Source organism: Aeromonas sp. 602658 (assembly GCF_049173005.1).
Classification (GTDB): Bacteria; Pseudomonadota; Gammaproteobacteria; order Enterobacterales; family Aeromonadaceae; genus Aeromonas; species Aeromonas veronii_A.
The window spans coordinates 1-26,502 of sequence record NZ_JAAKRF010000009.1 but is presented as its reverse complement, the minus strand read 5'-3'; the positions used below and the strand labels follow the sequence as shown (position 1 = coordinate 26,502).

Here is a 26,502-nt window from a genome sequence, read left to right as displayed (position 1 = left end):
ACGAGGTTCATAGATGAAGGCCATTATCCTGATAGTATCCAGCTTGCTCTGCTTTGTCACGGCGCCCGCCGGGGCGGAGGTCTACCAGCGCAATACCGCGCGGCCGGTCAATCTGGTGGTGTTTGGTCAGGTCGAAACGGTGCGCAATATTACCCAGCGCCAGATCCTGGAGTCAGAGCACTCTGGCTGGAAGACGCTGGGGGGGGCTGTGTTGGGCGGCCTGCTGGGGAACCAGTTTGGTGGCGGTCATGGCCGTGAAATCGCCACTGCCGTCGGTGCGCTCGCGGGGGCTGCGGCTGCGCAGCAATACCAGTCCGGGGGAACCGTGGTGGAAAACAAGTTGGTGGAGCTGCTGATCCGCAACGAGCAAAATGCCCTTATCAACGTGATCCAGGATTATGATCCCGCCATGGTCTTTGCCAATGGGGACAAGGTGCGCATTCTCTACTTCGATGATGGGGTGCGGGTCGACAAGACTTACTGACTTTCGATAGTCATGGTGATGGGGAGACTGTGGCAGGAATGGAACCCGCAGACTCTCCTGCCGGAAAGTCTGTCGGGCGGTAATACACGGGACTGATGCCCTGAGGATTCAGATAGTTATCTCTTGAGAGACTATCTTGTCGCGACCGGTGTTCTTTGCTTGATAGAGCAGCCGATCCGCTACGCTCAGCGCCTCGTCCATGGATATCCGCCCGACGCTGATCACGCCGTAACTGGCGCGAACAAAGAGCGGGGTTTCCGGTGACAAAGGTTGCTGGCGCAGCTGCTGACGCAGCCCTTCAAGACGCTTGATCAACACGGGGACGGTACAGTGAGGCACCATCATGGCAAACTCCTCTCCGCCAAAGCGGGCGATCATGGCATCGGGGAAGAACTGGGTCAGTAGCCGGGTCAGATGGCAGAGCAGTTGATCGCCGATGGCATGGCCCCAGTGATCGTTGACCTGCTTGAAGTGATCCACATCGAGCACACAGAGTGCAAGAGGCGTCTGTTGGCGCTGATGCTCTTCAAACCATTTTTGCCCTTCGTTGAACCAGTAGCGCCGGTTGTAGAGACCGGTCAGGTAATCACGATTGGCTGACTCCTGAATGCTGTTGAACTGCTCGAGCGCTTCCAGATTGTGGCTGACCCGACACTGCAGCTCTTCCGGCTCGAACGGCTGGTTGAGAAAGTCGTTGGCGCCTTGCTTGAGGTAGCGAGCAGAGAGACCGCGCTTGTCCGAGACCGAGATCCCGATAATCGCGAGCTGCTGCTTGCTGTAACGCTCTCTCAGCATCCGCACCAGACTGATGCCATCGATATCCGGCATATAGTAGTCGACCAGTGCCAGCCGGATGTCCGGGTGTTGCTCCAGCATCGCCATCGCTTCACGGGCATGACTGGCCTCATGCACCTGCAACAACTGCTTGCGCAACTGGGCCATGGTGCGGTGACGGGAGGTGCGTGAGTCGTCGACTACCAGCACTTCGATCGACTGGTTGAGATAGAGGCGGTGCACCAGACTAACGGCATATTGCAGCGAGTGGCGGGAATCCTTCATCACATAGTCCAACACGCCGGTTTCCAGCCAGGCGGCACGTTTATCCTCGCTGATGTCGGCAGTGAGGATCACCACCGGCAAACCTCGAGCCAGCAGCTCGTTGACCGCTTCGCCACGGGGCGCATCCGGCAAGGTTAAGTCCACCAGCGCGACCACATACTCCTCGCCCCGACAGTGACGGGCGCCTTCGAGGGTATCGAAGGCGTCAATCTCGAGGCCTGTCTGCTGGGCAATGGCCTGAGTCAGCATACGGCGGATGGTCAGGCTATCTTCGACAATCAATATCTTCTGTTTCATTAGACTCCTTTAAATAAAAAAGGCATACCGACTGGTATGCCTTATATCACAACTGCGCTTGTTTATTGCGCGTCGAGGTAGCGTTCGGCATCGAGGGCTGCCATGCAGCCGGTACCGGCAGAGGTGATCGCCTGACGGTAGTTGTGATCGGCCACATCGCCAGCAGCGAAGACTCCTTCAATGCTGGTCTGGGTGGCAAAACCGTCGAGGCCGCCACGTACCTTCAGATAGCCGTTTTGCATCTCAAGCTGGCCATCGAAGATCTGGGTGTTGGGCTGGTGACCGATGGCGATGAAGACGCCCATCAGTGGCAGGTCGGTGGTGGTGTCGTTCTGGGTGTTGCGCAGGCGCACACCGGTGACCCCCATCTGATCACCCAGCACTTCGTCCAGGGTCTGGTGGGTGTGCAGCACGATGTTGCCGCTCGCAACCTTGTCGTGCAGACGCTTGATCAGGATCTTCTCGGCACGGAATTCGTCGCGGCGGTGGATCAGGTGCACCTTCTTGGCGATGTTGGCCAGATACAAGGCTTCTTCAACTGCGGTGTTGCCACCGCCGATCACCGCCACTTCCTGATTGCGGTAGAAGAAACCGTCACAGGTGGCACAGGCAGAGACGCCGCGCCCTTTGAAGGCCTCTTCGGAGGGCAGGCCCAGATACTTGGCGGAGGCGCCGGTCGCAATGATCAGGGCATCGCAGGTGTATTCGCCGTTGTCCCCTTTGAGGCGGAACGGGCGCTGAGTCAGTTCGACACTGTTGATGTGATCAAACAGGATGCGGGTATCGAACTTCTCCGCATGCTCTTTCATGCGTTCCATCAGGGCCGGGCCGGTCAGGCCTTCCGGATCACCTGGCCAGTTCTCTACCTCTGTGGTGGTGGTCAGCTGACCCCCTTGCTGCATGCCGGTGATGAGCAGGGGATTGAGGTTGGCACGGGCGGCGTAGACGGCGGCAGTGTAACCGGCCGGGCCTGACCCCAGGATCAGCAATTTGCTGTGAGTGACTTGGCTCATGATGTGATTTCCGAGACGTGATGAGTTTGCGCGATTGTAGGTAATTCGTGATCCGGGGTCAAAGGCCAGTGAGTTGATTGTTTCAATCGGCTTCCTGCATCACTGCGCAGTCCGGTCGGGCATGAAAAAGAGATAAAAAAACCGCCCATCGCGGGCGGATTTTCACTTATCGTTGACTGGCTCAGGCCAGCGCAGATCAGTTCAGCAGGGTCAGGGGATCCGTGTAGGCAAGGCCATGAGCCACGGCGACTTCTTTGCAGGTGAGCTTGCCCTCCATCACGTTGAGGCCATGACGCAGGTGCACGTCTGACGACAGGGCGTCGCGGTAACCTTGTTGAGCCAGCTTGATGATAAAGGGGAGGGTAGCGTTGTTGAGTGCCACGGTCGAGGTACGGGCTACCGCACCCGGCATGTTGGCGACGCAGTAGTGCACCACCTCATCGACGATAAAGGTGGGATCCTCGTGAGTAGTGGGGCGAGAGGTCGCCACACAGCCACCCTGATCGATCGCCACATCGACGATGGCCGAACCCGGCTTCATGCGTGCAATGTGGTCACGGCTGACAAGTTTTGGCGCAGTAGCGCCCGGTACCAGCACGCCGCCGATGACCAGATCAGCCGCCAGCAGATGGCGCTCCAGCGTCTCGCTGTTGGAGTAGACCACCTTGGCGGCCCCCTGGAATTCGTTATCGAGACGACGCAGGGTATCGACGTTGTTGTCGAGGATGGTCACATCCGCGCGCATGCCGATTGCCATACGGGCAGCATTGGAGCCAACTACACCGCCGCCGATGATCACCACCTTGGCCGGTTCGACACCTGGCACCCCGCCGAGCAGCATGCCGCTACCGCCGCGAGACTTCTCCAGCGCCTGGGCGCCAGCCTGAATGGACATGCGACCTGCGACTTCCGACATGGGGGCCAGCAGAGGCAGACCACCACGGCCGTCGGTGACAGTCTCATAGGCGATGCAGATAGCGCCGCTCTTCAGCAGGGCTTCGGTCTGGGGCAAGTCTGGCGCCAGATGCAGATAGGTGAACAGGGTTTGACCCGGACGCAGCATGGCACATTCAACAGGCTGAGGTTCCTTGACCTTGATGATCATCTCGGCTTTGGCGAAAACCTCTGCTGCAGAGGCCAAAATTTCAGCGCCGGCAGCGGTATAATCTGCATCGCTAAAGCCAATGCCGTTTCCGGCACCGCTTTGGACGAAAACAGTATGGTTTCGTGCTGTCAGTTCACGTACACTGGCCGGAACCATGCCTACGCGATACTCATGGTTTTTTATCTCTTTAGGTACACCGATAATCATGCTATCCCTCGTCTATCGATTGGTGGTTTATGTTGCCAAAATGTTAACCAACATTTGCGCCTAGTATATTCAGGTATTGACAGGATTTGTGACCATAATTATAAAATGAATGGTGATTCTTACCAAAAAATAGCCAAAGGATGGAATTAAATGATGGAAGCTAAGAGTCGGCTAAAGGATTTGGACAGGATTGACCGCAACATTCTCAATGAACTGCAAAAGGATGGCAGGATCTCGAATGTTGAGTTGTCCAAACGAGTTGGCCTGAGTCCCACACCGTGTCTGGAACGGGTTCGTCGCCTCGAGCGACAAGGGTATATCGAAGGATATGCTGCGATTCTGAACCCTCATTATCTGGATGCGTCGCTGCTGGTTTTTGTAGAGATAACCCTCAACCGCGGTGCTCCCGATGTGTTTGAACAGTTCAACAAGGCTGTTCAGGTGCTTGAAGAGATCCAGGAGTGCCATCTGGTCTCGGGTGATTTTGACTATCTGCTCAAGACCCGGGTAAGCGATATGTCCGCTTATCGTCGCTTGCTGGGGGAGACCCTGCTGCGTCTTCCCGGGGTGAATGACACCCGCACCTACGTGGTGATGGAAGAGGTCAAGCAGAGCAGCCGTCTGGTGATCAGTACCCGATAACGCAGATTATGCCGTGGTATCTTTTCCATACGAGACACCATGACAGTCAGAAACGAGCGGCCAGTCCGCTCGTTTCTTCTTGTAAAGAAGAGTGCAAATTTGATCCCGCCTCATCAGACACAGGCTGACAATCGATGGGCTTTTCGGGGATACTGGGCCCCCTTATTTTCCTGCATTACATGTTTTCAGAAAGGAGCCGGAGTTTGGCCGATAAAAAGCTGTTTACTCCTTTATCAGGTACACAACGGATCTTCGAAGCCGTCTTGATCGCCATCACCCTGATGGCTGCTTATCTTCTGCTCGCCCTGTTGTCCTATCATCCCGCCGATCCCGGCTGGTCACAGACCTCCTGGCAAGGGGAGGTCAAGAACCTCGCCGGCAGCGCAGGCGCCTGGCTTGCCGACATCACCATGTTTACCTTTGGTGCCTTCTCCTATCTGGTGCCCCCGCTGGTGGTACTGCTGGGCTGGAGCCTCTTCTGGCGGCCGAGCCGCCTGCTCGATGTGGATTACCTCACTCTGGGGGTACGGATCATCGGTTTTATCCTGACCGTGCTCGGCATGTCGGCCATTGCCAGCATGAACTTCAACGATCTGCAAAACTTCTCTGCCGGTGGTCTGGTGGGAGATGTGATCGCCTCCGCCGTGGTACCGCTGTTTGGCGGCGTCGGGGCCAACCTGATGCTGCTCTGCTTCGTGGCAACCGGCATCACCCTGTTTACCGGCTGGTCCTGGCTCACCATCGTCGAGCAGATCGGCGCGGCCTGTACCGGTTCGGTCAGCGCTGTTTACCACTTCCCGACCAACCTTGGTCGCTGGTTGACCGGTGGCTGGCGTCAACCCCGCAACGAGGGGCCGGATCCCTTGCTGGAAGGCGGGGTAGGGGCCATCGCGTTTGATGACGAGGATGAAGACGATCCTCACAATAACTGGGGGCGCCGCGCCAAAGGCAAAAACCAGAAAGGCTCCAAGGAGGAGTGGTTGCCTGAACTGGACGACGACACCTTCGAGTTTGATCCCAAGTTTGATGATGAGGACGACGAGCCGGCTCCTGTGGTGAAGGCCAAGCGGACTGCACCTGCCAGCACTCGTCGCCAGAGCGCCCTTGCCGTCGCCGATGATGAGGACGACGAAGATCTGGACCTGCCGTGGGCCGAGGGCGAGGATGCACCGGTTGCCCCTGTCGTTGCCATGCCGACCAAGCCCAAGCGCCGCGTGCAAGCCAACCTGCCGCCGCTGCCGAGTCTCGAGCTGCTGGATCGTCCGCCTGCCAAGACCCAGATGATGAGCAAGGACGAGCTGGATCGAATGGGCCGTCTGGTGGAGGCCAAGCTTGCCGATTACAACGTGCAGGCCAAGGTGGTCGGTGTCTATCCGGGCCCGGTCATTACCCGTTTTGAACTGGATCTGGCGCCTGGCATGAAGGCGAGCAAGATCACCAACCTGTCCCGCGATCTGGCCCGCTCTCTGTCGGCCAGCAGCGTCCGGGTGGTGGAAGTGATCCCGGGTAAAACCTATGTCGGTATCGAGCTGCCAAACCGGGTGCGTCAGACCGTCTACCTGCGCGAGACCCTCGACTGCGATGCTTTCCGCGATAGCCGCAACCCGCTCACCATGGGCCTGGGTCAGGACATCGCAGGGGAGCCGGTGGTGGTGAACCTGGCCAAGATGCCTCACCTGCTGGTGGCCGGTACCACGGGTTCCGGTAAGTCGGTAGGGGTCAACACCATGATCATCTCCATGCTCTACAAATCTTCGCCGGACGATCTGCGCTTTATCATGATCGACCCCAAGATGCTGGAATTGTCGGTCTACGAAGGGATCCCGCACCTGCTGACCGAGGTGGTGACTGACATGAAGGACGCCGCCAACGCGCTGCGCTGGTGCGTGGGCGAGATGGAGCGTCGCTACAAGCTGATGTCGGCGGTCGGGGTGCGCAACCTCAAGGGCTACAACGACAAGGTGCTGGCTGCCATCGAGGAGGGTGACCCTCTGCTGGATCCGCTGTGGCGTCCGGGCGACTCCATGGATCAGACGCCGCCGGAGCTGGAGAAGCTGCCCCACATCGTGGTGGTGGTGGACGAGTTTGCCGACATGATGATGATCGTCGGCAAGAAGGTGGAAGAGCTGATCGCCCGTATCGCCCAGAAGGCACGGGCCGCCGGTATTCACCTCATTCTGGCGACCCAGCGTCCGTCGGTGGATGTCATTACCGGTCTTATCAAGGCCAATATCCCGACTCGCATCTCGTTTCAGGTGTCGAGCAAGATCGACTCCCGTACCATCATTGATCAGGGCGGCGCCGAATCCCTGCTCGGCATGGGCGACATGCTCTACATGCCGGCCGGTACTTCCAACCCGACCCGGGTGCACGGCGCCTTTGTCGATGACCACGAGGTACACAAGGTGGTTGCGGACTGGAAACTGCGCGGTGAACCGAACTACATCGACGAGATCCTCTCCGGCGAATCTGGCGGTGAAGGTGGCAGCGGCGAATATGGCGGTAGTGACGATGAAGAGCTCGACCCCCTGTTTGACGAAGCAGTTGCCTTCGTGGTGGAGTCCCGCCGTGGTTCGACCTCCAGCGTCCAGCGCAAGTTCAAGATTGGTTACAACCGGGCTGCTCGTCTTATCGAGCAAATGGAGAATCAGGGCATCGTCAGCGCCCCGGGGGGCAACGGTCAGCGCGATGTGCTGGCTCCGCCGCCGGTGCGCGACTAAGAGTCATCCTTTTACTGTTATCCTGGCCATGCCCCTCACGGGCATGGCCTTTTATCGAGATGGTCGTTATGAAAAGCATGATGAAAAAACAGCTGTTGATCGGATCCATGCTGCTGGTTGCCAGCAGCCAGGTGTGGGCCGACGCGGCCAGCGATCTCAAGCAGAAGCTGGCCAGTGTCAGCCTCTTCTCCGCCAAGTTCTCCCAGACTGTCTACGACAGCAAGGGCAAGGAGCTGCAGCGCGCCAGCGGCGATCTGGTGGTGCAGCGGCCAAACCGTTTCAACTGGCACACCACCTCGCCTGACGAGAGTCTGATCGTGGCTGATGGCAAGGATGTCTGGGTGTATGATCCCTTCGTCGAGCAGGTCACCGCCCTTAAAATGAAGGATGCGGTGCTCAATACCCCCTTCGTGCTTATCACCGGCAATGACGAAAAACTGTGGAAGCAGTACGACGTGACTCAGCAGGGTGATGTCTACACAGTCACCAGCCGTGATCCGAGCGAGCTTATCGCCTCCTTCCGTGTCACCTTCGATCGCGACAACAACATCAGCCGCTTCGATGTGAAAGAGGCGCAGGGGCAGTGGACCGAATTTACCCTCAATAACTTCAACCGCAAGCCGGTGCTCAAGGGTAACGAATTTGTCTTCAAGATCCCGAAGGGGGTCGAGCTGGATGATCAGCGCTGATGAGCAATCTGTCGCTGGATTTTTCGTCGGACTTTCGTCCGCTGGCGGCCCGGATGCGGCCGCAAAACCTCGACCAGTATATCGGTCAGCAACATATCCTGGGGGCTGACAAGCCCCTGCGCAAAGCCATTCTGGCGGGTCACTGCCACTCGATGATCCTGTGGGGGCCGCCCGGTACCGGCAAGACCACGCTGGCGGAGTTGATGGCTCACAACTGCCAGGCGGAAGTGGAGCGACTCTCTGCGGTCACCTCCGGTATCAAGGAGATCCGCGCCGCCATCGACAAGGCGAAGGAGAACAGCTGGCGCGGAGTGCGCACCATCCTGTTTGTGGATGAGGTGCACCGCTTCAACAAGAGTCAGCAGGATGTGTTCCTGCCTCACATCGAGGATGGCACCATCACCTTTATCGGTGCCACCACCGAAAACCCCTCGTTCGAACTCAACAACGCACTGCTCTCACGAGCCCGGGTCTATCTGCTCAAGCGACTGGAGGAGAGCGATATTCTCGCCATGCTCGATCAGGCGATGACCGATCCCCGTGGTCTCAATGATCCGGCACTCACCTTCGCCCCCGGCGTCAAAGAGGCGCTGGCCAAGGCGGTGGATGGGGACGGGCGTAAATCCCTCAACTATCTGGAGCTGTTGGCCGACATGGCCGAAACCGACAGCACAGGGGCGCGGGTGATCGACAGTGCCCTGCTCGCCGCCGTGGTGGGGGAGCACGTGGCCCGCTTCGACAAGGGGGGCGATCACTTCTACGACCTCATCTCGGCGGTGCACAAATCCATTCGCGGCTCGGCGCCGGATGCGGCGCTCTATTGGTACGCCCGTATGGTGAGCGCCGGTTGCGATCCCCTCTATATTGCCCGCCGCTTGCTGGCGATTGCCTCGGAAGATGTGGGCAATGCCGATCCGCGCGCCATGCAGGTCGCCCTGTCGGCCTGGGATTGCTTCCATCGGATCGGTCCGGCGGAAGGGGAGCGGGCCATCGCCCAGGCGATCGTCTATCTCGCCTGTGCGCCCAAGAGCAATGCGGTCTACACCGCCTGGAAGGCTGCGCTCAATGATGCCAAAAACCTGCCTGACTTCGAGGTGCCGGTGCACCTGCGCAATGCGCCGACCCGGCTGATGAGCGATCTGGGCTATGGCGCCGAGTATCGTTACGCCCACGACGAACCGGGTGCTTATGCCGCAGGCGAGGAGTATTTCCCGCCCGAGCTTGCCGGCAAGCAGTACTATCAGCCGACCGATCGTGGCCTTGAAAAGCAGATCGGCCAGAAGCTCGATTATCTGCACGAGCTGGATCGACAGAGCCCGCAAAAACGGGGCCGATAGTCCCCCCATTTGGGCCAGCAGAATGAAAATTGGTCAGACACCGGAATAATTGGGGTGTTTGACCCCACAAGTTGGCAAAAACGACCCAAATAGTCCCTGTTCGGGCAGGGGGGCGGTCTGCTACACTGCCCCTCTGACCCCGTTGGTTTCGGCCTGATACCATCTTCTTGATTTCGAAGGCCTGACTCTCAAAACGACGGGGGCGCCAACCGATGTTAACTTCCGGATCTGTTTTCCCGCCCGTCATGATGACTCAGGCCCAGATCCCTTTTACAAAAAGTAGGTAACCCATGCTGGATCCCAAATATCTGCGCAGCGACATCGACGAAGCTGCCGCTCGTCTGGCGACACGTGGCTACGCTCTTGACGTAGCGGCTGTCAATGCTCTGGAAGAGAAGCGCAAGGATCTGCAGTCCCGTACTCAGGAGCTGCAGGCCGAGCGCAACGCCCGCTCCAAATCCATCGGTGAAGCTGCCCGTCGTGGTGAAGATGTTGCCCCGCTCAAGGCCGAAGTGACCAAGATCAACGACGAGCTGGAAACCAGAAAGGTCGAGCTGGATGCCCTGCTGGCCCAGCTGAAAGCCATTGCCGACGCCATCCCCAACCTGCCGAGCGAGACCACGCCGGTGGGCCGTGACGAGAATGACAACGTGGAAGTGCGCCGCTGGGGGACCCCGCGCGAGTTCAGCTTCCCGGTACGCGATCACATCGATCTGGGCGAAGCGGCCAAGGGCGTTGACTTCAAGAATGGCGTCAAACTCTCCGGTACCCGTTTTGTGGTGATGAAGGGTCAGATTGCCCGTCTGCACCGTGCCCTGGCTCAGTTCATGCTGGATCTGCACACCCAGCAGCACGGTTACACCGAGTGCTACGTGCCCTATCTGGTGAACCCGGACAGCCTCTATGGCACCGGTCAGTTGCCGAAATTTGCCCAGGACCTGTTCAATACCGGTATCGAAGGTGAAGGGGAAGAAGAGGGCAAGCTGCGCAAGTTCTCCCTGATCCCGACCTCCGAAGTGCCGCTCACCAACATGGCCCGTGACGAGATCTTTGACGCCCAAGAGCTGCCAATCAAGATGACCGCCCACAGCCCCTGCTTCCGCTCCGAAGCCGGTTCCTACGGTCGTGATACCCGTGGCCTCATCCGTATGCACCAGTTCGACAAGGTTGAAATGGTACAGCTGGTTCACCCGGAGAAATCCTGGGATGCGCTGGAAGAGATGGTGGGTCACGCCGAGAAGGTGCTGCAACTGCTGGAGCTGCCGTATCGCGTGATGGCGCTCTCTACCGGTGACATGGGCTTCTGCGCTTCCAAGACCTACGATCTGGAAGTGTGGCTGCCGGCCCAGAACACCTATCGCGAGATCTCCTCTGTCTCCAACTGCACCGACTTCCAAGCGCGCCGCATGCAGGCTCGCGTGCGCATCGATGGCAAGCCGCAACTGCTGCACACCCTGAACGGCTCCGGTCTGGCAGTGGGTCGTACCCTGGTTGCCGTGATGGAGAACTACCAGCAGGAAGATGGCCGCATCGCCATCCCGGCTGCGCTGCAATCCTACATGGGTGGCCTGACCCACATCGGGTAAGTTCACGCCGCAGACCACAACGCCATGGCATTGCCATGGCGTTGTGCATTCTGGCGCCGATCAACCGTTTTAGTGCTGAAAAAATGCGGCTTTTCGGCGTCGCTTTGAACAGTTAACACATTTTTATCAAGCAATGCGCAATCGTTTTTGTTAGACTGCGCCGCAATTTCGCAGGACATCTTTTTCTATGGTCTGGATTGATTACGCCATCATCGGCATCGTCGGTTTCTCTGCTCTCATCAGCCTGGTACGCGGCTTCGTCAAGGAGGCCATGTCTCTTGTCACCTGGTTCGTCGCCTTCTTTATTGCCAGCCATTTCTATCCCGATCTCGCCGTCTATTTCACCTCCTTCTCCGACGCGCTGGTTCGTAACGGTCTGGCCATCGCGGCGCTGTTTGTGGCGACTTTGATCCTCGGCAGCGTGGTCAACTATGTGGTGGGCCTGTTGGTGGACAAGACGGGTCTCTCCGGTACCGATCGGGTGCTGGGGGTCTGCTTCGGTGCAATTCGCGGGGTGCTGATCGTCAGTGCCCTGCTTTTTTTTATGGATACCTTCACCAGCCTCTCCCAGAGCGACTGGTGGGTGGCGTCCAAGCTGGTGCCGGAGTTCAAGCCGGTGATCCAGTGGTTTTTCGGGTTCATGTTGAACTCATCCAGTTTTCTTAAACAGGTATAGTGACTTCGAGGTAGCAAAGACATGTGTGGTATTGTCGGTATAGTTGGCACCACCCCCGTCAATCAGGCCCTCTACGACGCCTTGACGGTGTTGCAGCACAGGGGACAGGATGCCGCCGGGATCGTGACCATTGATAGTGGAAACTTCCGGCAACGCAAGGCCAATGGCCTGGTGAAGGACGTGTTTGAAGTGCGCCACATGCAGCGTTTGCAAGGGAACATCGGCATAGGTCATGTCAGATATCCCACCGCAGGCAGCTCAAGTGCCGCTGAAGCCCAACCTTTTTATGTGAACTCGCCCTACGGCATGGTGCTGGCCCATAACGGCAACCTCACCAACGCCAAGGAGCTTAAGGAGCAGCAGTTCAAGGTCGCCCGCCGTCACATCAACACCACCTCCGACTCGGAAGTGTTGCTGAACGTGCTGGCCCACGAGCTGGATCGTTGTGACAAGATGGCCCTGCGCCCCGAAGATATCTTCGCCGCGGTGCGCAGAACCCATCAGCAGATCCGCGGCGCTTATGCGGTGGTCTCGCTGGTGATTGGTCATGGTCTCATCGGTTTTCGCGATCCCAACGGCATTCGCCCGCTGATCCTCGGTCGTCGTCAGGACGAGCAGGGCCAGGTGGAGTACATGCTCGCCTCCGAGAGCGTGGCACTCGACGCCATCGGTTTCGAGACGGTGCGGGATATTGCGCCGGGTGAAGCCATCTACATCACCGAGCAGGGCCAGCTCTTCTCCGAGCAGTGTGCGGAGAACCCGCAGATGAGCTCCTGCATCTTCGAGTACGTCTACTTCGCTCGTCCCGATTCGTGCATCGACAAGGTCTCGGTCTACGCCGCCCGCCTCAACATGGGTCGCAAGCTGGGTCAGAAGATTGCCCGCGAGTGGGAAGATCTCGATGTCGATGTGGTTATCCCCATCCCCGAGACCTCCTGTGATGTGGCGCTGGAGATCGCCCATACCCTGGATCTGCCGTACCGTCAGGGCTTCGTGAAGAACCGCTACATCGGCCGTACCTTCATCATGCCGGGCCAGACCCAGCGCAAGAAGTCGGTGCGTCGTAAGCTCAACGCCATCAGCTCTGAATTCAAGGGCAAGAAGGTGTTGCTGGTGGATGATTCCATCGTGCGTGGTACCACGTCCGAGCAGATCATCCAGATGGCCCGTGAAGCGGGGGCAGCCAAGGTCTACTTCGCCTCGGCGGCGCCGGAAATTCGTTTCCCCAACGTTTATGGCATCGATATGCCCACCGCCAACGAGCTGATCGCCCACGGCCGTGAAGTAGAAGAGGTGTGCAAGCTGATTGGCGCTGACGGTCTGATTTTCCAGGATCTGGAAGATCTGGAAGCCGCCGTACGGGAGATCAACCCGGATCTGCGTCACTTCGAGACCTCGGTGTTCAATGGCCATTATGTCACCTCCGACGTGGACCAGTCCTATCTGGATCACCTCAACGCCCTGCGCAACGATGACACCAAAGCGGTGCGTGAATGGCAGGAAGGTACCAGCAATCTGGAAATTTTTAACGAAGGCAGTTAAACGTTTGCGGTTTTGCCGGATGGGATAGCGAAATGGGGGCCAGTGGCCCCCATTGTCGTTTCTATCTCGCACCGCCAGAAGGGGTAGGGGGTATCTGTTTGAAAAACATCCGTTTATCTTGCCGGATATGGGCATGGCCAGCGGGATCCGCTAGCATAGGCGACAACATATATGACCGATACGCTTTTAAGAGACGAGAGTTTAGATGGATGATCTGCTAGCCCCAGTGCGCCAGTTTTTGCAGTGCGAGACCCCGGATGAGTGGGTGGAGATGGCTCGGGATCCGGCCCGTTTACCGACCCTGCTTATCGATCACGCCAACTGCGAGACCAAGGCCGCACTCACTGCCCACAGTCTGGTGCGCCGCTACTGCCTGCCCAAGGGCAAGCGCCATCTGCTGCCCAAGCTGGAGTTCTATCGCGAGCTGGATGCCATTCCGGAGAAGGCCGAGATCTTGGGCAAACGTAGCATGGGGGAGTCTGATCGCACCGTCTTTGCCGAGCTGGAACGCAATCCGCTGCTGTTTCCCATGGTGAGACTCATTCAGGAGGAGCTGCACCACTTCGAGCAGGTGCTGGAGATCATGCAGGCCCGCGGCATCGGATACGGGCCGGTGACGGCCTCCCGCTATGCCCGCCAATTGATGCAGCATGTACGCACCCATGAGCCGGCCACCATAGTCGACAAGATGATCATCGGCGCCTATATCGAGGCCCGCTCCTGCGAGCGGTTTGCCAAGCTGGCGCCCCATCTGGACGAAGAGCTGAGCCGCTTCTACGTCTCTTTGCTGCGCTCCGAAGCGCGTCACTATCAGGATTACCTGAGCTTGGCCGAACAGTATGCGGGGGAGGATATCAGCGAGCGGGTTGCCTTCTTTGGCAAGCTGGAAGCAGAGCTAATCTGCTCGCCGGATCCCCAGTTCCGGTTTCATAGCGGCCTGCCTGTCACATCTGACAGTTGTTGACGCACAGGGGGCAAACTACTATTGCCCTGTTCCTACTACGAGCGACAAGTAGTTACTTTTGAGCGCAATTCCCGGCCCTGAGCCGGGATCTTTTTTTCTGTCGTACCTCCTTCCTGCTTTTGGCGCTCTATGCTGAATCCCTGGCTATTTTTGCGTCTTCCCCTTGCGATGAAATCCTGTTCGATCAGCCGGTTATTGTGGTGATAAAGTGCTCATTCAAGTGGCTCACCCTTGTAGAAACGGGCGAAACCGTGTACTTTTTTGCCTTCGCAAGATTTGAATAACCAATCAATAGGAGCGTGTATGCGCATTGTTCTGTTGGGGGCTCCGGGCGCCGGCAAAGGTACCCAGGCTCAGTTCATCATGGAAAAACACGGTATTCCCCAGATCTCCACCGGCGACATGCTGCGTGCGGCGATCAAAGCGGGCACCGAGCTCGGTCTGAAAGCCAAAGCTGTGATGGACGCAGGTCAGCTGGTCTCTGACGACATCATCATCGGTCTGGTCAAGGAGCGCATCGCTCAGCCGGACTGCGCCAAAGGCTTCCTGTTGGACGGTTTCCCGCGCACCATTCCCCAGGCGCAAGCCATGAAGGACGCCGGTGTCGTGGTTGATTTCGTGCTGGAGTTCGATGTGCCGGACGAAGAGATCGTCAAGCGCATGAGCGGCCGTCGCGTTCACTCCGGCTCCGGCCGTACCTACCACGTGGTGTTCAACCCGCCGAAAGTGGAAGGCAAGGATGACGTGACCGGTGAAGATCTGGTGATCCGCGCCGACGACGAAGAGACCACAGTACGCAAGCGTCTGGATGTATATCATCAGCAGACCGCGCCGTTGATCGGTTTCTACGGCAAAGAGGCGGAAGCGGGCCACACCCGTTACGTCAAGATCGACGGCACCCAGCCGGTTGATCTGGTCAGCAAGCAGCTTGCCACCATTCTGGGCTGATCTTTGCTGCCGGCACTGTTTCCCGTGCCATCAGATAAATAAAGAGAAGGGCCCTGTCGGGCCCTTTTTGCATAATGACAGATAGACAGGAAGCCAACGTGACCACGAAAACCGGAATATTGCTGGTCAATCTGGGTACCCCAGCCGCACCGACCACCGCTGCCGTCAAAGCGTTCCTCAGCCAGTTCCTGCACGATCCCCGTGTGGTGGATCTGCCCCGTTACCTCTGGTGCCCGCTGCTCCATTTCATCATCTTGCCGACGCGCTCGCCCAAAGTGGCCAAGCTCTATCAGCAGGTGTGGACCGAGCAGGGCTCGCCGCTGATGGTGATAAGCAAGCAGCAGCGTGCTGCGCTGGAGCAGGAGCTCAAGCGGGAGGGGGTTGAGGTGCCGGTGGAGCTGGCGATGACCTATGGTTCCCCGTCAGTGAATGATGGCTGGCAGGCGCTCAAGGCCAAAGGGGTCAACCGGGTGATCCTGTTGCCGCTCTATCCGCAATATTCGGTCAGTACCACCGCCTCGGTCTTCGATGCCTGGGGCAAGGCGATGAAGAGAGAACGCAATCTGCCGGTGGTACGGCTCATTCGTGATTATCACGCCCACCCCGAATACATTCAGGCGCTGGCCATGAGCGTGCGCCGTCACTGGGAGCAGCACGGTCAGGGTGATCACCTGCTGATGTCGTTCCACGGTATTCCCGAGCGCTACGAGAACGAAGGGGACCCCTATGGTCACCAGTGTCGCCACACCGCCACTCTGCTGGCCGAGGCGCTCGGGCTGGATGCCGGGCAGTGGACGGCAAGCTTCCAGTCCCGCTTTGGCAAGGAGGAGTGGCTCAAGCCCTACACCGACGTGACCATCGCCGGTATGCCTGCAGCGGGCATCAAGCGGCTTGATGTAATTTGTCCTGCCTTTGCCGCCGACTGCCTCGAAACCCTCGAGGAAATTCAGGTACAGAATCGGGAGGTCTTCATGGAGGCCGGTGGCGAGCGGTTTGAATATATTCCGGCCCTCAACAGTGATCAGGCCCACATCAGGATGATGGTCTCGCTCATTTGCCGCGAATTGGCATGAGTGACCGGCAGTCAGTCAAACAAGGAGTCGAGTCATGATACATATCACGCTGATCTACGCAGGCCTGCTGGGGCTGCTGTTTCTGGGGCTCTCCTTCTGGGTGGTCAAACGCCGCGCCCAGTTCGGGGTGATGATAGGGCAGGGGGAGGCCCCCGAGCTGCTGGCGGCGATCCGGGCCCACGGCAATTTTGCCGAGTATGTGCCGTTGACCCTGCTGTTGATGGCGCTGTGCGAGCTCTCCGGTGCCGGTGCGCTCTGGCTGCATGCCGGTGGCGCCATGCTGCTGGTCGGCCGCATCCTGCATGCCATCGGCATCCAGATCCCCAAAGCCCCCAATGTGCCCCGTTTTCTGGGTACCTTGCTGTTCTGGCTCGCCCTCGGCCTCTTTTCGGTACTGGCCCTTTTGCAGGGCATGGCGGCCGCCTGAAAACAGGCGCTTTTTATGCTAGGGAACCACCTCGGACGGGGTGGTTTTTTTATGGTGAAAAGGCAAACGTTTTTCCTTGCAAGCCTTGTCTATACTGACTCCATTATTTAAACAGGGCGACTTTTCGGGGCGGCGGATTGTGTTAAAATCCCGCCCCTCTTTCCCCCAGAGCACAGAACATTGCCATGAAATTTCCCGGTCAGCGCAAGTCCAAACACTACTTCCCTGTCGACAGACGCGATCCCCTGGTTCCGCAAAATCCCCTGTTAACCGAGCTGGGCAAAGCCTACGTGGTCGGGATTGATCAGACCCTGGTTGATATTGAAGCCCATGTGGATGAAGACTTTCTGACCCGTTATGGTCTGAGCAAGGGGCACTCCGTCGTCATCAACGACGACGTGGCCGAACGGATTTATGACGAGCTCAAGGCCAACAACATGGTAGTGAGCGAGTTTGCCGGTGGCACCATCGGCAACACGGTACACAACTACTCGGTACTGGCCGATTCCCACTCCATCCTGCTGGGTGTGATGAGTCAGGATATTCGCATCGGCTGCTACGCCTACCGTTATCTGTGCAACACCTCTTCCCGCGTCAATCTGGACTATCTGCAGCCGGTTGATGGCCCCATCGGTCGTTGCTTCACCTTCATCACCGAGTGCGGCGAGCGCAGCTTCGGCATCAACGCCGGCAAGATGAACCAGCTGGATGTGCAGCACATTCCGGAGGATGTGATCAAAGGTGCGTCTGCACTGGTGATCACCGCCTATCTGGTACGCGGTGATGATGGTGATCCGATGAAAGAGGCGGCCATGACCGCGGTGCGTTATGCCCGCGAGGCCGGTATTCCCGTGGTGCTGACCCTGGGTACCCGTTTCGTCATCGACGAAAACCCCCAGTGGTGGCGCGACTTCATTGCCGAAAACGTGACTGTGCTGGCGATGAACGAAGACGAAGGTGAAGCCCTGACCGGTATCGCAGATCCGCTCGGTGCGGCTGACAAGGCGCTCGACTGGGCCGACATGGTGCTCTGTACTGCTGGCCCCATCGGCCTCTACATGGCGAGCTACACCGATGAGGACTACAAGCGCGAGACCACTCATACCCTGCTGCCCGGCGTTATCCCCGAGTTCAACATGTATGAGTTCAGCCGCCCGATGGCCCGTGCCAAGTGCCGTAAACCGGCCCGCATCTACTCCCACATCTCCCCGTACATGGGTGGCCCGGAGAAGATCAAGAACACCAATGGGGCAGGGGATGGCGCCCTTTCCGCCGTGCTGCACGACATGGTGGCCAACTCCTATCACCGGATGAATGTGCCCAACTCCGCCAAGCACATCTCCGAGTTCCTGACCTATTCCTCACTGGCCCAGGTGTGCAAATACGCCAACCGCGTCAGCTACGAGGTGTTGGCCCAGAGCAGCCCCCGTCTCTCCCGCGGTTTGCCGGAGAAAGAGGACAGCCTGGAAGAGGTTTACTGGGAGCGTTGATCTCCTGAATCTGCAAGACGCCTCCATCGGGAGGCGTTTTTGCAGGCAAATGGGAGTTATCCCGGCTTTTTTCCCGGAATAACCCCAATATGCTTGAGTCCATGTCACTTTTGCGACACCATTTGGCCATCGTATTGTCGCCCGACAATGCCGCAGCACCCGAAAGAAAGAGAGAACCCCATGAGCATGCTTAACGACAACCTTGACGCCAATTTCCAACTGTTTATCGAACAAGTCCGCGAGTCGGGTCAGGTGTGGGGTCTGCGCTATGGGGAAGACTGGGTCGTCTGTCGCTCCGCCGAATTTGAAGATGCCGACGTGATGCCGCTCTGGTCTGCCGAAGAGGACGCTCGTCTGCACTGTGTTGACGAGTGGGCCGATTACGAGCCGGAAGTGATCGATCTGGAAGAGTTTCTCGATATCTGGATCAACGATCTGGATGAAGATGATGTACTGGTTGGCCCGAACTGGAACGCCGATCTGGAAGGTCAGGAGCTCGAACCCATCGAGCTGGCCAAGGCACTGGTTGAACTGGACGCCTGAAAGCGCCTCCATTGATGGCATGAACGCACAGGCCATCGGGACAAAGACCGGCATCCGCGAAGGTGCCGGTCTTTTTTATGGTCGAATGGCCCGATTGATGAGTTAAAAGCCGATTTGCCTTTGCACCTGTCAGGGGGATGGTCCATCATCAACCTTTTGCCAAGGGAGGAGCGCCATGTTTGTATTCGACGTAACGGGAGCTGCGGGTGAGAAGGCCAGCATTCGGGTGCAGGCGCTGGATTGGGCGCAAGCCGGACCAGTGACCTTCCAGTGCGATGATGATCAGCTGGCGGTCGTGCTCCTGAGCGGTTGTCGTTGCGATGCGGTGGGCTTTTTCAACCTGTTGGCGGGGTGCAAACCGCTCTATATCGAGCAGTGGCTCAGCTATCTGCAGGAGAGTGGTCGCATTGGCAAGTGGAGCCACCAGACCGAGAGTCCCGCCGATGGGGACTATCTGGCCAGAGCCGGTCTGGAGCACGATGAGCTCAATACCCTGCTTGGCCAGGTCTATCAGGTGGCGGGGTTCAATCGCCTGCAAATCAACCGTTACCTCAAAAATCGCCACAACCCCACCACGCTGGCGACCCGTTACGATCAGAAAGAGCTGGAGCGCTATCGCCAGCTCAATGACATCATTCTGACCCTGTTGAAGCTGAAGCATCCTCAGTAAAGAGCCCCAGCTGGCTGATATCCGGTCGCAGCGGTTGCGGCCGGGCGATCAGATAGCCCTGCAAGCCATCCACATACATCCCCTGCAGCAGCTGTTTCTGGCCAAGCTGTTCTACCCCCTCAGCAATCACCTGACATCCCATCCGATGTGATACATCGACGATCATCCGCACAAACTGCTGGTTGGTCTGATCCTGCTCCAGCCCGGTAATAAGGGCAGGATCCAGCTTGATGTAGTCGGGCTTGAGCTCGCGAAACAGGGTAAAGGAGCCGATCCCCTTGCCGAAATTGGCGATCGCCGAGCGGCTGCCGTTGCGGCGCAGCAGTTCAAATACCCGCTTGGCACCGGTCAGATTGCGTTCCAGATGCTCTTCATCCAGCTCGAACACCAGATTGGCGCTGGTATTGGGATCTTTGAGCAACTGGCGGTCAAGCCAGATCAGGAAGGCGCTGTTTTGCAGCAGGTTGGGGGAGAGATTGACTCCCCAGCGACTCTGATTGGCACCAAAAGCCCGGTATTGACGCATTATATGAACAATCACCAGTTGCTCCAGCCGCATCACCATATCGAGCCGCTGGGCCATGGCAAACAGGGTGTCGGTGGGCAGGGCGGTACCATCGCTGCCGCTGAAACGGGTGTAGATTTCGTTGTAGGCCAGCATGCTGCGGTGCAGGGGCTGGATTGGCTGATAGGTGAAGCTGAGTCGCTCCTGTGCCAGCACTTCAGTCAGCACCTCGCGCCAGTGATGCTGTCCCTGCAGATCGGAGACGTTGTCATCCTGCTGGATGGCCCAGCCATTGATGGTTTCGGTCTGGGCGCGTGCCAGCGCCAAATCCGCCCTGGCCAGCACGGCTTCGATTTTCTGGCCGCTGCTGAGCTTGGTCAACCCCGAGTAACCTGTGCTCTCCAGCTCGTGTTGAGCCTGATAGTGATCGAAAGCCACTTTCAAATCCTGTCCCAGCAGATGGGGGGGAATATTGGCCACCGGTTGCACCAGCACGGCGAAATCAGCCCCCGAAATGCGATAGACCTGATTGCCCGGGAAGCGGCTCACCACCCGCTTGATAAGGGCCGCCATGTCCTTGATGTAGGCATCACCAGACTGGAAGCCGCGCTGGGCGTTGATCTTGCCAAGCTCGGTGGCGCGGATCAGCACCAGACTTGCGGTCTGGGTGTCCTGATCCCGCTGCAGCAACTCGGTCATGTCGCGGCGAAAGGCGTGGCGGTTGAGTAGTTGAGTCAGCTCGTCGGTGGTGGCCAGATTGCTCAGTTCGGTCAGCTGACGATGGGCACTCTGTTCGGCACTCTCGAACTGTTCCAGCAGCTGTTGCAGCACTTCCCGGGAGGCGGGCTCATCAAGCTTTGAGGGATCCCGGCTCCTGATGGCCTTGACCCAGGTGAGCTCCTGATGCTGGACCATGCCGTCCAGGGTGCGCATGGCCAGCATTAACAACAGGATCATGCCGAGCAGTGTGGTGGCCAGAATAACTGTCAGAGTGAGCGGTGTGCTCTGAAGGGCCAACCAAACTGCTTGCAGGAGCAGCAGGGGTATGGTCACTATGGTGGCGATCATGAAGAGGGGGCGTCCAAGCTTGTGAACCATCTTTTTATCCTTGAAGTGGCTGCTTTATGAGGGAATTTTAACCAAGCTTGCGGTGCAAAGCATGCTATTCCTCGCAACTCGGTGAAAAGGGTCAATTGAAATCGGTTAAATGTGAGTGAAACCACTTTCACAGGTACCGGAACAGGCGAAGATGAGTTGAAAACAGATCAAACAAGGCAGAGGTAAATCATGTTGTTAGAGCCAGAAAATAGTGCCAAAGCACGACAATTGTTGAACCAGAGTATGGCACTGGTGCTGGCAGGTGGACGTGGCAGTCGCCTAAAGCAGTTGACTGACAACCGAGCCAAGCCTGCCGTCCATTTCGGTGGCAAATTCCGGATCATCGACTTTGTGCTCTCCAACTGTATCAACTCGGGGATCCGCCGGGTTGGTGTAGTCACCCAATACAAATCTCACAGCCTGCTGCGTCACCTGCAATCGGGCTGGTCCTTCCTGCGTTACCAGATGAACGAATTCATCGACCTGCTCCCTGCCCAGCAACGGGTGGACGAGGTGCACTGGTATCGCGGTACCGCCGATGCCATCTATCAGAACGTCGATATCATCCGTGACTATGGCCCCAAATACCTGGTGGTGCTGGCAGGGGATCACATCTACAAGATGGATTACGCCGCCATGCTGCTTGACCATGTGCGCCTCGGTGCCAAGGTGACGGTAGCCTGCATCGAAGTGCCGCGGGCAGAGGCATCCGCCTTCGGGATCATGGATATCGACGAGCAGCGCAAGATCCGCGCCTTCGTCGAAAAACCGGCCAATCCGCCTGCCATGCCGGGTTGCGAGGATCGCTCGCTGGCCTCCATGGGGATCTATATCTTCGAGGCGGAGTACCTCTACCAATTGCTGGAGGAGGATATTCACAATCAGGACTCCAAACACGACTTCGGAATGGATGTGATCCCCCGCATTGTGGAGGAGGGGATGGCCTTTGCGCACCCCTTCAACATGTCCTGTGTCGGGGCACGCGAGGGGCAAAAGCCCTACTGGCGTGACGTGGGTACGCTGGACTCCTTCTGGGAAGCGAACATGGATCTCGCCTCCGTGCTGCCCGAGCTCGATATCTACGATCAGAACTGGCCTATCTGGACCAGCCAGACCCTGACGCCTCCGGCCAAGTTTGTGCAGGACAGAAATGGCCAGCACGGCATGACCATCAACTCCATGTTTGCGGGCGGGACCATTGTCAGCGGGTCGTTCGTGCTCAACTCGGTGCTCTTTACCAATGTGCGGGTGCACTCTTTCTGTACCCTGGATCAGGCCATCATCTTCCCCGGGGTCGAGATTGGCGCCGGTTGCCGTCTGCGCCGGGTGGTGGTGGACAAGGGATGTGTGCTGCCAGATGGGTTGGTGGTGGGTGAAAACGCCGATGAGGATAGCCGCCGCTTCTACCGCTCCGAACAGGGAATTGTGCTGGTGACCAAAGAGATGCTGGACAAGCTGGTTTGAGGAAAGCCCTTGAAATTGTGTCAGACGCTGTAATGCAAAGGGAGCCAATTTGGCTCCCTTTTTCATGCTGGTGAATGGCGAAGATTATTCGCTAACCACTGCTTTGGCGGCCATCACCATGGCGGTGCCGTGCTTGCCACCGGCGGCGGTCACTTGCGGTACACCATCTTCGTCGGTGTCGCTGCCGGCACCTTCGATGATGTTCTCGCCGGAGTCACCGATCCACTCGGCCATCTGCATGCCACCGTTGACGGTGCCACGGAACCAGCTGACGTATTGACCGGTCAGCTTGGCCAGCTCCAACTCGGGCGCCTTCTCGGCCCCTTCGTTGCGCAGGTTCAGCATGGCGGAGCGTAGGGAGCCGGAGATGGCAGCCTGGGTCCAGGGAGTGTATTCACCCTGTTTACCCGCCAGCCAAGTGCCCGCCTTGGCATTGAAGTAGGCCTTGTCGGTGGCGATAAACAGCTCGCGGGCGGCGGTGCGGTACTTGGCATCGGAGGTAGCGAGGAAGGCGGCAGTCAGACCACGGATGGCGGCGAACTGCGCATCGATGGAGTGGCCGGCATCGAGCTTGCCACCTAGCGTGATGCCGTCATGCACCAGACCATTTTTACCCTTGAGGTTGGCAAGGATGAAATCGGCCTGTTTGCGGATCAAGTCGAGCGCCTCTTGACCCTGCTTGGTCTTGAGGTTCAGCTCGCCATTGTCACCGGCGGCGTAACCGACCGGCAGCGCGTCCTGAGCGCGCTGGAAGATCTGCAGGGCGACCAGTGCGTAAGCGGCGTCAAAGGTGGTGACGTGCTTGCCCTGTTTGCCTGCCTGCCAGCTGTCGACCAGGGTGCCAGCCTTGGTATCAAAGTGCAGGGCTGCCAGGTTCTTGAAGGTGAGGTTGGAGAGATTTATCGCCAGCGAGAAGGCATCGCTGCCTGTGACCGCTTTGCCCAGGTCATTGGCCTTGTTGGCAGCCGGTGCGGCGGCAAACGGCGCGCCGTCAAACACGGCGTGGAAGGCCGGGTTCTGGTTGGTGTTGGCGCTGCGCTGATCGCTGAAGGCATAGAACTCGGAGAGCGGCCACAGCATCATCCAGGCATCGCGCAGCTGGGCGGAGCCATCCACCACCTCCAGCTTGCCGATGGCCCCGGCATCGTTGTTGCTGGTTTCGGTCACTTTCACCTGATGGGGGAAGTAAATCACGCCCTTGGCCGGATCGTACTGCGGGGTGATCCTGGCGCCCAGTTGCTTGCCATCGAAGCCAAGCTGGTTCTGCATGATGGCCAGCTTGTCGATGGACTGCTCGGTCAGCATCATGCCATTGAAGCCATCGGCGGCAGAGACGCCCAGCTTGTGCTTGCCATCCTGATCCATGGTGGCGGAGGCGGCTTCTACCTCTTCATCGGTCTCGGCCACGTGCATGCCGCCGAGGAAGTCTTGCGACCACATCACCTCTTTGAGCAGGATGCCGCCCACGGCTGCGGGTACCAGCAGGTTGTCACTGCCGCTCCAGCGCAGGGTGCTGTAGTCACGGAAGTAGGCGGGCACCTGGGTCTTGACGGTCTTCTCGGTCCCTTTGGCGGTCTTGATGGTGATCTGATCGCCATTGACCGGAGTGGCGTTGACGGCCTGGGCAAACTCTGGATTGGCGGAGGCGTAGGGCAGGGAGAGGGGATACATGCCTTGCGGCACTTCATCGGCCGGGAAGCCGACCGCATCGGCCATGGCCAGCACCCGTTGCCCCAGAGAGGCCATGGTGCCACCACGGGCCAGGTTTTGCGGCCCGTTCACCAGATGTGGGCCCATGCCGGATTGGTAGTTGAGGGCGTACATCGCCTCTTCGGAGTATTCGTAGGATTCGATGCCGGCAGCGAAGTCGAACGGAGTTGGTTCATCGGCACGGTTGGCATCCAGCACATCCAGATCCAGCCCCAGTGCTTCGGCTAGCGGCTCGCCAGAGAGCTCGAATTCGGTATAGGCCAGCATGTTGGCGGCGGTATTGAATGTCTTGTCTTCGACCTTGACGGCAGCGTGTGCGGCGCCGCTGATCAGTGCGCAGGCGATCGCCTGAACCAGTACGGTTTTTCTCATGTCCCTTCTCACCATTGGTTGGTTTTATTATTGACGCTTCTCATGACGAATCTAAATGAGAATGGTCTGCATTATGCTGTGTTGGAGGGGACTTGAGAAGTAAAAAACCGCCCCATTCGGCTGCACGTTAAACCGGATGTGCGTTGTCGAAGAGGGCGGTTATCTGTTTATTGCGATGAAAGTGCCAGTGCGGCGGTGATCAGAGCAGCTTGAACGGGATGACCAGACGGCCCGGCTCTACCTTGAGGGCTTCAACCTTGTCCTTGATCCTGGCTTCGTTCTTGCGGCTGCTGTCGAGGCGGTAGACCGGGGTCTGCGACAGGAACAGGGAGAGCGACTGATTGAAGGTGGGCAGCAGTGGGGTGAGGGCGGCCCCGATATCGGCCGGCTCGGTCTTGACCGAGATCAGTTCAAGGTCGCGCAGATAGATGGCGCCCTGATCGGCCACATAGTCGGGGCGGGCACTCAGGGCAAAGCGGATCTTCATCTGCTGGCTGCCAAGGGGGCTGCTCACCTGCAGGTCGCCAGCGGCATCCAGCTCGATGCGATCCGCTTGTTTGCGGCCGATACGGCTCTGCATCTCATCCAGACGGATCTTGCTCGACATGATGCCGGGGATCCCCAGCTGTTTTTCAAAAGAGACCTGATCTTTGAGGTACTGGTTGATTTCGGCCTCGCTGACATTGTACTGGGTCAGGGAGCAGGCCCCCAGCAGCAGGGCGAGGGGGAGTAACAACAACTGTTTCAACATGATGGATTCCGCTTGGGCAACTATGATGGCGCTATCTTACGCGATAACGGGCGTGGAATGAGAGCCTCATACCGTGGGAAATCACGGAGTTGCTGCATTCCCGATTGTTTTTTGGCAACCGCCGGGTTCATCATCGACGAGTGAGCGGAATAGGGCTGAGCTGTTGGCTGCGGGCGTAGGTCTACGCCTTAAGCAGAGAGAAGAGCACAGAGAGCGAGAAGAGCAAAGAGAGCGAGAAGAGCAAAGAGAACGAGGAGAGCGTAATGGTTCGGATGGGCAAGGTTGGCTGCAGGGCGCTGCTGTGGCTTGGCTGCATGATGGGACTCTGGAGCCCATCGCTGTGGGCCGAGGTGAAAGTGATCCCGGTATTCGAGGCGCAGGCCGCGGTGCAGACCCTCAAGGAGATCTATCCCCAGCTTGGGGTGAGTGCCATGGGTAATCAGTTGGTGCTGAGCGGGACGCCAGCCCAGCTGCAGGAGGCCGACGCCACGCTGGCGCAGATCAACCAGCCACCGCAAAGCCTGCTTATCGAGTGGCGGGTCGATGGTGCCGCCAGCGGTCAGCAACTGGGAGGCTCAATCAGTCGCGACGAGGTCAAGCGGCAGTGGTTGCTCGATGGCAACTCCCAGCAGTACCAGCGCAGCCAAAACGACAGCTGGCAGGTACGCGGGCTTTCGGGCCGTCCCGTGCTGCTGCAGATGGGCTCCTATCAGCCGGTGACTTTCTACCAATGGAACGGGGGCGCCGTGGTGGGGATGATGCCGTTGGTGAACGGCCTCTATGCCACGGCCACCTTGATTGGCGATCGGGTGCAGATTGCGCTGAGCAGCGAACAGGCGAGGCTGGATCAGGGCACCATCAATCGTGGGCAGAGTGCCACCGAGGTGAGCGGGGCCCCAGGCCAGTGGCTGACGGTGGGGGAGCTCTCGACCAGCTCGGCAGATCAGGGGAGTAGCCTCGGCACCCAGCTACAGGGCGGACGAGGCAGCCAGAGCGAGCGCCAGACCCTGCAGATCCGGGTCACCCGCCAATAAGCAATGTAGTGGTCTAATCATCCCGGACACCATTTTAGGTGGTACAGTCGCCACCATGACCTGAGGTGTTCAATGACAAGATTACGTCGCTCATTT

Annotated in this window: 24 protein-coding genes; 17 read left to right on the top strand and 7 right to left on the bottom strand. The window is 58.4% G+C overall.

Going from position 1 to position 26,502, the window contains the following annotated elements; translation table 11 throughout:
• Positions 1 to 13 precede the first annotated feature (13 nt).
• A complete protein-coding gene (locus G5253_RS09220) occupies positions 14 to 484 on the top strand; it encodes a glycine zipper 2TM domain-containing protein (protein WP_266135737.1) in 471 nt (156 codons plus the stop codon).
• 108 nt (positions 485 to 592) lie between these two features.
• Here G5253_RS09220 and G5253_RS09215 read toward each other — a convergent pair whose 3' ends face one another.
• The 3 genes from G5253_RS09215 to ald all read right to left on the bottom strand — a co-directional run bounded on the left by G5253_RS09215 (position 593) and on the right by ald (position 4,165).
• Positions 593 to 1,840, bottom strand: a complete 1,248-nt coding sequence (locus G5253_RS09215) for a diguanylate cyclase (protein ID WP_019445529.1) — start codon at positions 1,838 to 1,840, stop codon at positions 593 to 595.
• Positions 1,841 to 1,902: 62 nt separating this feature from the next.
• Positions 1,903 to 2,853 carry a thioredoxin-disulfide reductase gene (trxB, locus tag G5253_RS09210; RefSeq protein WP_266135738.1) on the bottom strand — a complete coding sequence of 317 codons (951 nt, stop codon included), beginning with the start codon at positions 2,851 to 2,853 and terminating at the stop codon, positions 1,903 to 1,905.
• Between the two features lie 196 nt (positions 2,854 to 3,049).
• Positions 3,050 to 4,165 carry an alanine dehydrogenase gene (gene ald, locus G5253_RS09205; RefSeq protein WP_266134787.1) on the bottom strand — a complete coding sequence of 372 codons (1,116 nt, stop codon included), beginning with the start codon at positions 4,163 to 4,165 and terminating at the stop codon, positions 3,050 to 3,052.
• Positions 4,166 to 4,315: 150 nt separating this feature from the next.
• Here ald and lrp point away from each other — a divergent pair, with 150 nt between their 5' ends.
• The 5 genes from lrp to serS all read left to right on the top strand — a co-directional run bounded on the left by lrp (position 4,316) and on the right by serS (position 11,139).
• Positions 4,316 to 4,807, top strand: a complete 492-nt coding sequence (lrp, locus tag G5253_RS09200) for a leucine-responsive transcriptional regulator Lrp (RefSeq protein ID WP_005300047.1) — start codon at positions 4,316 to 4,318, stop codon at positions 4,805 to 4,807.
• Positions 4,808 to 5,010: 203 nt separating this feature from the next.
• Entirely contained in the window at positions 5,011 to 7,527 is a 2,517-nt protein-coding gene (locus G5253_RS09195; RefSeq protein WP_266134788.1) for a DNA translocase FtsK, read from the top strand.
• A gap of 80 nt (positions 7,528 to 7,607) precedes the next feature.
• On the top strand, positions 7,608 to 8,216 hold the full coding sequence (gene lolA / locus G5253_RS09190; protein WP_266134871.1) for an outer membrane lipoprotein chaperone LolA: 609 nt from the start codon (positions 7,608 to 7,610) through the stop codon (positions 8,214 to 8,216).
• Positions 8,216 to 9,553 (top strand): replication-associated recombination protein A, encoded by a 1,338-nt coding sequence (locus tag G5253_RS09185; RefSeq protein WP_266134789.1) that lies wholly within the window; start codon positions 8,216 to 8,218, stop codon positions 9,551 to 9,553. Before lolA ends, G5253_RS09185 begins: the two co-directional genes overlap by 1 nt.
• Positions 9,554 to 9,843: 290 nt before the next feature.
• Positions 9,844 to 11,139 carry a serine--tRNA ligase gene (serS, locus tag G5253_RS09180; protein WP_266134790.1) on the top strand — a complete coding sequence of 432 codons (1,296 nt, stop codon included), beginning with the start codon at positions 9,844 to 9,846 and terminating at the stop codon, positions 11,137 to 11,139.
• Positions 11,140 to 11,141: 2 nt separating this feature from the next.
• On the opposite strand, the gene G5253_RS09175 is transcribed toward serS, so the two are convergent.
• Positions 11,142 to 11,318, bottom strand: a complete 177-nt coding sequence (locus G5253_RS09175) for a hypothetical protein (RefSeq protein ID WP_155395816.1) — start codon at positions 11,316 to 11,318, stop codon at positions 11,142 to 11,144.
• 8 nt (positions 11,319 to 11,326) lie between these two features.
• Between G5253_RS09175 and G5253_RS09170 the strand changes: the two genes are divergently transcribed.
• The 9 genes from G5253_RS09170 (at position 11,327) to G5253_RS09130 (ending at position 19,472) form a co-directional block, all read left to right on the top strand.
• Positions 11,327 to 11,815: a CvpA family protein gene (locus G5253_RS09170; RefSeq protein WP_005337086.1), complete on the top strand. Its 489-nt coding sequence runs from the start codon at positions 11,327 to 11,329 to the stop codon at positions 11,813 to 11,815.
• Positions 11,816 to 11,836: 21 nt separating this feature from the next.
• Positions 11,837 to 13,357 carry an amidophosphoribosyltransferase gene (purF, locus tag G5253_RS09165; RefSeq protein WP_005351229.1) on the top strand — a complete coding sequence of 507 codons (1,521 nt, stop codon included), beginning with the start codon at positions 11,837 to 11,839 and terminating at the stop codon, positions 13,355 to 13,357.
• A gap of 205 nt (positions 13,358 to 13,562) precedes the next feature.
• Positions 13,563 to 14,321 carry a tRNA isopentenyl-2-thiomethyl-A-37 hydroxylase MiaE gene (gene miaE / locus G5253_RS09160; RefSeq protein ID WP_266134791.1) on the top strand — a complete coding sequence of 253 codons (759 nt, stop codon included), beginning with the start codon at positions 13,563 to 13,565 and terminating at the stop codon, positions 14,319 to 14,321.
• 303 nt (positions 14,322 to 14,624) lie between these two features.
• Positions 14,625 to 15,269 carry an adenylate kinase gene (adk, locus tag G5253_RS09155; protein ID WP_005337083.1) on the top strand — a complete coding sequence of 215 codons (645 nt, stop codon included), beginning with the start codon at positions 14,625 to 14,627 and terminating at the stop codon, positions 15,267 to 15,269.
• A gap of 98 nt (positions 15,270 to 15,367) precedes the next feature.
• Positions 15,368 to 16,342 (top strand): ferrochelatase, encoded by a 975-nt coding sequence (gene hemH / locus G5253_RS09150; RefSeq protein ID WP_266134792.1) that lies wholly within the window; start codon positions 15,368 to 15,370, stop codon positions 16,340 to 16,342.
• 34 nt (positions 16,343 to 16,376) lie between these two features.
• On the top strand, positions 16,377 to 16,769 hold the full coding sequence (locus tag G5253_RS09145; RefSeq protein ID WP_139463897.1) for an MAPEG family protein: 393 nt from the start codon (positions 16,377 to 16,379) through the stop codon (positions 16,767 to 16,769).
• 185 nt (positions 16,770 to 16,954) lie between these two features.
• Positions 16,955 to 18,259 (top strand): inosine/guanosine kinase, encoded by a 1,305-nt coding sequence (locus G5253_RS09140; RefSeq protein WP_005337079.1) that lies wholly within the window; start codon positions 16,955 to 16,957, stop codon positions 18,257 to 18,259.
• Between the two features lie 180 nt (positions 18,260 to 18,439).
• A complete protein-coding gene (locus tag G5253_RS09135; RefSeq protein WP_005337077.1) occupies positions 18,440 to 18,802 on the top strand; it encodes a DUF2750 domain-containing protein in 363 nt (120 codons plus the stop codon).
• Positions 18,803 to 18,977: 175 nt separating this feature from the next.
• The gene (locus tag G5253_RS09130; RefSeq protein ID WP_042055706.1) at positions 18,978 to 19,472 is read left to right on the top strand and encodes a hypothetical protein; all 495 of its coding nucleotides are present in this window, start codon (positions 18,978 to 18,980) and stop codon (positions 19,470 to 19,472) included.
• Here the strand turns inward: G5253_RS09130 and G5253_RS09125 are convergent.
• Positions 19,435 to 21,075 (bottom strand): EAL domain-containing protein, encoded by a 1,641-nt coding sequence (locus tag G5253_RS09125; protein ID WP_266134793.1) that lies wholly within the window; start codon positions 21,073 to 21,075, stop codon positions 19,435 to 19,437. The two genes, G5253_RS09130 and G5253_RS09125, sit on opposite strands and share 38 nt — an antisense overlap.
• 189 nt (positions 21,076 to 21,264) lie before the next feature.
• Here G5253_RS09125 and glgC point away from each other — a divergent pair, with 189 nt between their 5' ends.
• Entirely contained in the window at positions 21,265 to 22,539 is a 1,275-nt protein-coding gene (gene glgC / locus G5253_RS09120) for a glucose-1-phosphate adenylyltransferase (protein ID WP_266134794.1), read from the top strand.
• A gap of 84 nt (positions 22,540 to 22,623) precedes the next feature.
• Here glgC and G5253_RS09115 read toward each other — a convergent pair whose 3' ends face one another.
• Entirely contained in the window at positions 22,624 to 24,621 is a 1,998-nt protein-coding gene (locus G5253_RS09115) for a hypothetical protein (RefSeq protein WP_266134795.1), read from the bottom strand.
• Positions 24,622 to 24,820: 199 nt separating this feature from the next.
• Positions 24,821 to 25,372 (bottom strand): lipoprotein, encoded by a 552-nt coding sequence (locus G5253_RS09110; protein WP_216953405.1) that lies wholly within the window; start codon positions 25,370 to 25,372, stop codon positions 24,821 to 24,823.
• A 314-nt stretch (positions 25,373 to 25,686) separates the two neighbouring features.
• On the opposite strand from G5253_RS09110, the gene G5253_RS09105 reads away from it, so the two are divergent.
• Positions 25,687 to 26,406, top strand: coding sequence for a hypothetical protein (locus G5253_RS09105; RefSeq protein ID WP_410170582.1), 720 nt, complete (start codon positions 25,687 to 25,689; stop codon positions 26,404 to 26,406).
• Positions 26,407 to 26,502: the final 96 nt, after the last annotated feature.

Coding starts and splice junctions, on each gene's coding strand:
- trxB (WP_266135738.1), bottom strand. CDS start 2,853: ATGAGCCAAGTCACTCACAGCAAATTGCTGATCCTGGGGTCAGGCCCG.
- G5253_RS09170 (WP_005337086.1), top strand. CDS start 11,327: ATGGTCTGGATTGATTACGCCATCATCGGCATCGTCGGTTTCTCTGCT.
- G5253_RS09220 (WP_266135737.1), top strand. CDS start 14: ATGAAGGCCATTATCCTGATAGTATCCAGCTTGCTCTGCTTTGTCACG.
- ald (WP_266134787.1), bottom strand. CDS start 4,165: ATGATTATCGGTGTACCTAAAGAGATAAAAAACCATGAGTATCGCGTA.
- glgC (WP_266134794.1), top strand. CDS start 21,265: ATGTTGTTAGAGCCAGAAAATAGTGCCAAAGCACGACAATTGTTGAAC.
- G5253_RS09140 (WP_005337079.1), top strand. CDS start 16,955: ATGAAATTTCCCGGTCAGCGCAAGTCCAAACACTACTTCCCTGTCGAC.
- G5253_RS09105 (WP_410170582.1), top strand. CDS start 25,687: ATGATGGGACTCTGGAGCCCATCGCTGTGGGCCGAGGTGAAAGTGATC.
- miaE (WP_266134791.1), top strand. CDS start 13,563: ATGGATGATCTGCTAGCCCCAGTGCGCCAGTTTTTGCAGTGCGAGACC.
- adk (WP_005337083.1), top strand. CDS start 14,625: ATGCGCATTGTTCTGTTGGGGGCTCCGGGCGCCGGCAAAGGTACCCAG.
- G5253_RS09110 (WP_216953405.1), bottom strand. CDS start 25,372: ATGTTGAAACAGTTGTTGTTACTCCCCCTCGCCCTGCTGCTGGGGGCC.
- G5253_RS09125 (WP_266134793.1), bottom strand. CDS start 21,075: ATGGTTCACAAGCTTGGACGCCCCCTCTTCATGATCGCCACCATAGTG.
- serS (WP_266134790.1), top strand. CDS start 9,844: ATGCTGGATCCCAAATATCTGCGCAGCGACATCGACGAAGCTGCCGCT.
- purF (WP_005351229.1), top strand. CDS start 11,837: ATGTGTGGTATTGTCGGTATAGTTGGCACCACCCCCGTCAATCAGGCC.
- lolA (WP_266134871.1), top strand. CDS start 7,608: ATGAAAAAACAGCTGTTGATCGGATCCATGCTGCTGGTTGCCAGCAGC.
- G5253_RS09115 (WP_266134795.1), bottom strand. CDS start 24,621: ATGAGAAAAACCGTACTGGTTCAGGCGATCGCCTGCGCACTGATCAGC.
- G5253_RS09185 (WP_266134789.1), top strand. CDS start 8,216: ATGAGCAATCTGTCGCTGGATTTTTCGTCGGACTTTCGTCCGCTGGCG.
- lrp (WP_005300047.1), top strand. CDS start 4,316: ATGATGGAAGCTAAGAGTCGGCTAAAGGATTTGGACAGGATTGACCGC.
- G5253_RS09215 (WP_019445529.1), bottom strand. CDS start 1,840: ATGAAACAGAAGATATTGATTGTCGAAGATAGCCTGACCATCCGCCGT.
- G5253_RS09135 (WP_005337077.1), top strand. CDS start 18,440: ATGAGCATGCTTAACGACAACCTTGACGCCAATTTCCAACTGTTTATC.
- G5253_RS09130 (WP_042055706.1), top strand. CDS start 18,978: ATGTTTGTATTCGACGTAACGGGAGCTGCGGGTGAGAAGGCCAGCATT.
- G5253_RS09145 (WP_139463897.1), top strand. CDS start 16,377: ATGATACATATCACGCTGATCTACGCAGGCCTGCTGGGGCTGCTGTTT.
- G5253_RS09175 (WP_155395816.1), bottom strand. CDS start 11,318: ATGTCCTGCGAAATTGCGGCGCAGTCTAACAAAAACGATTGCGCATTG.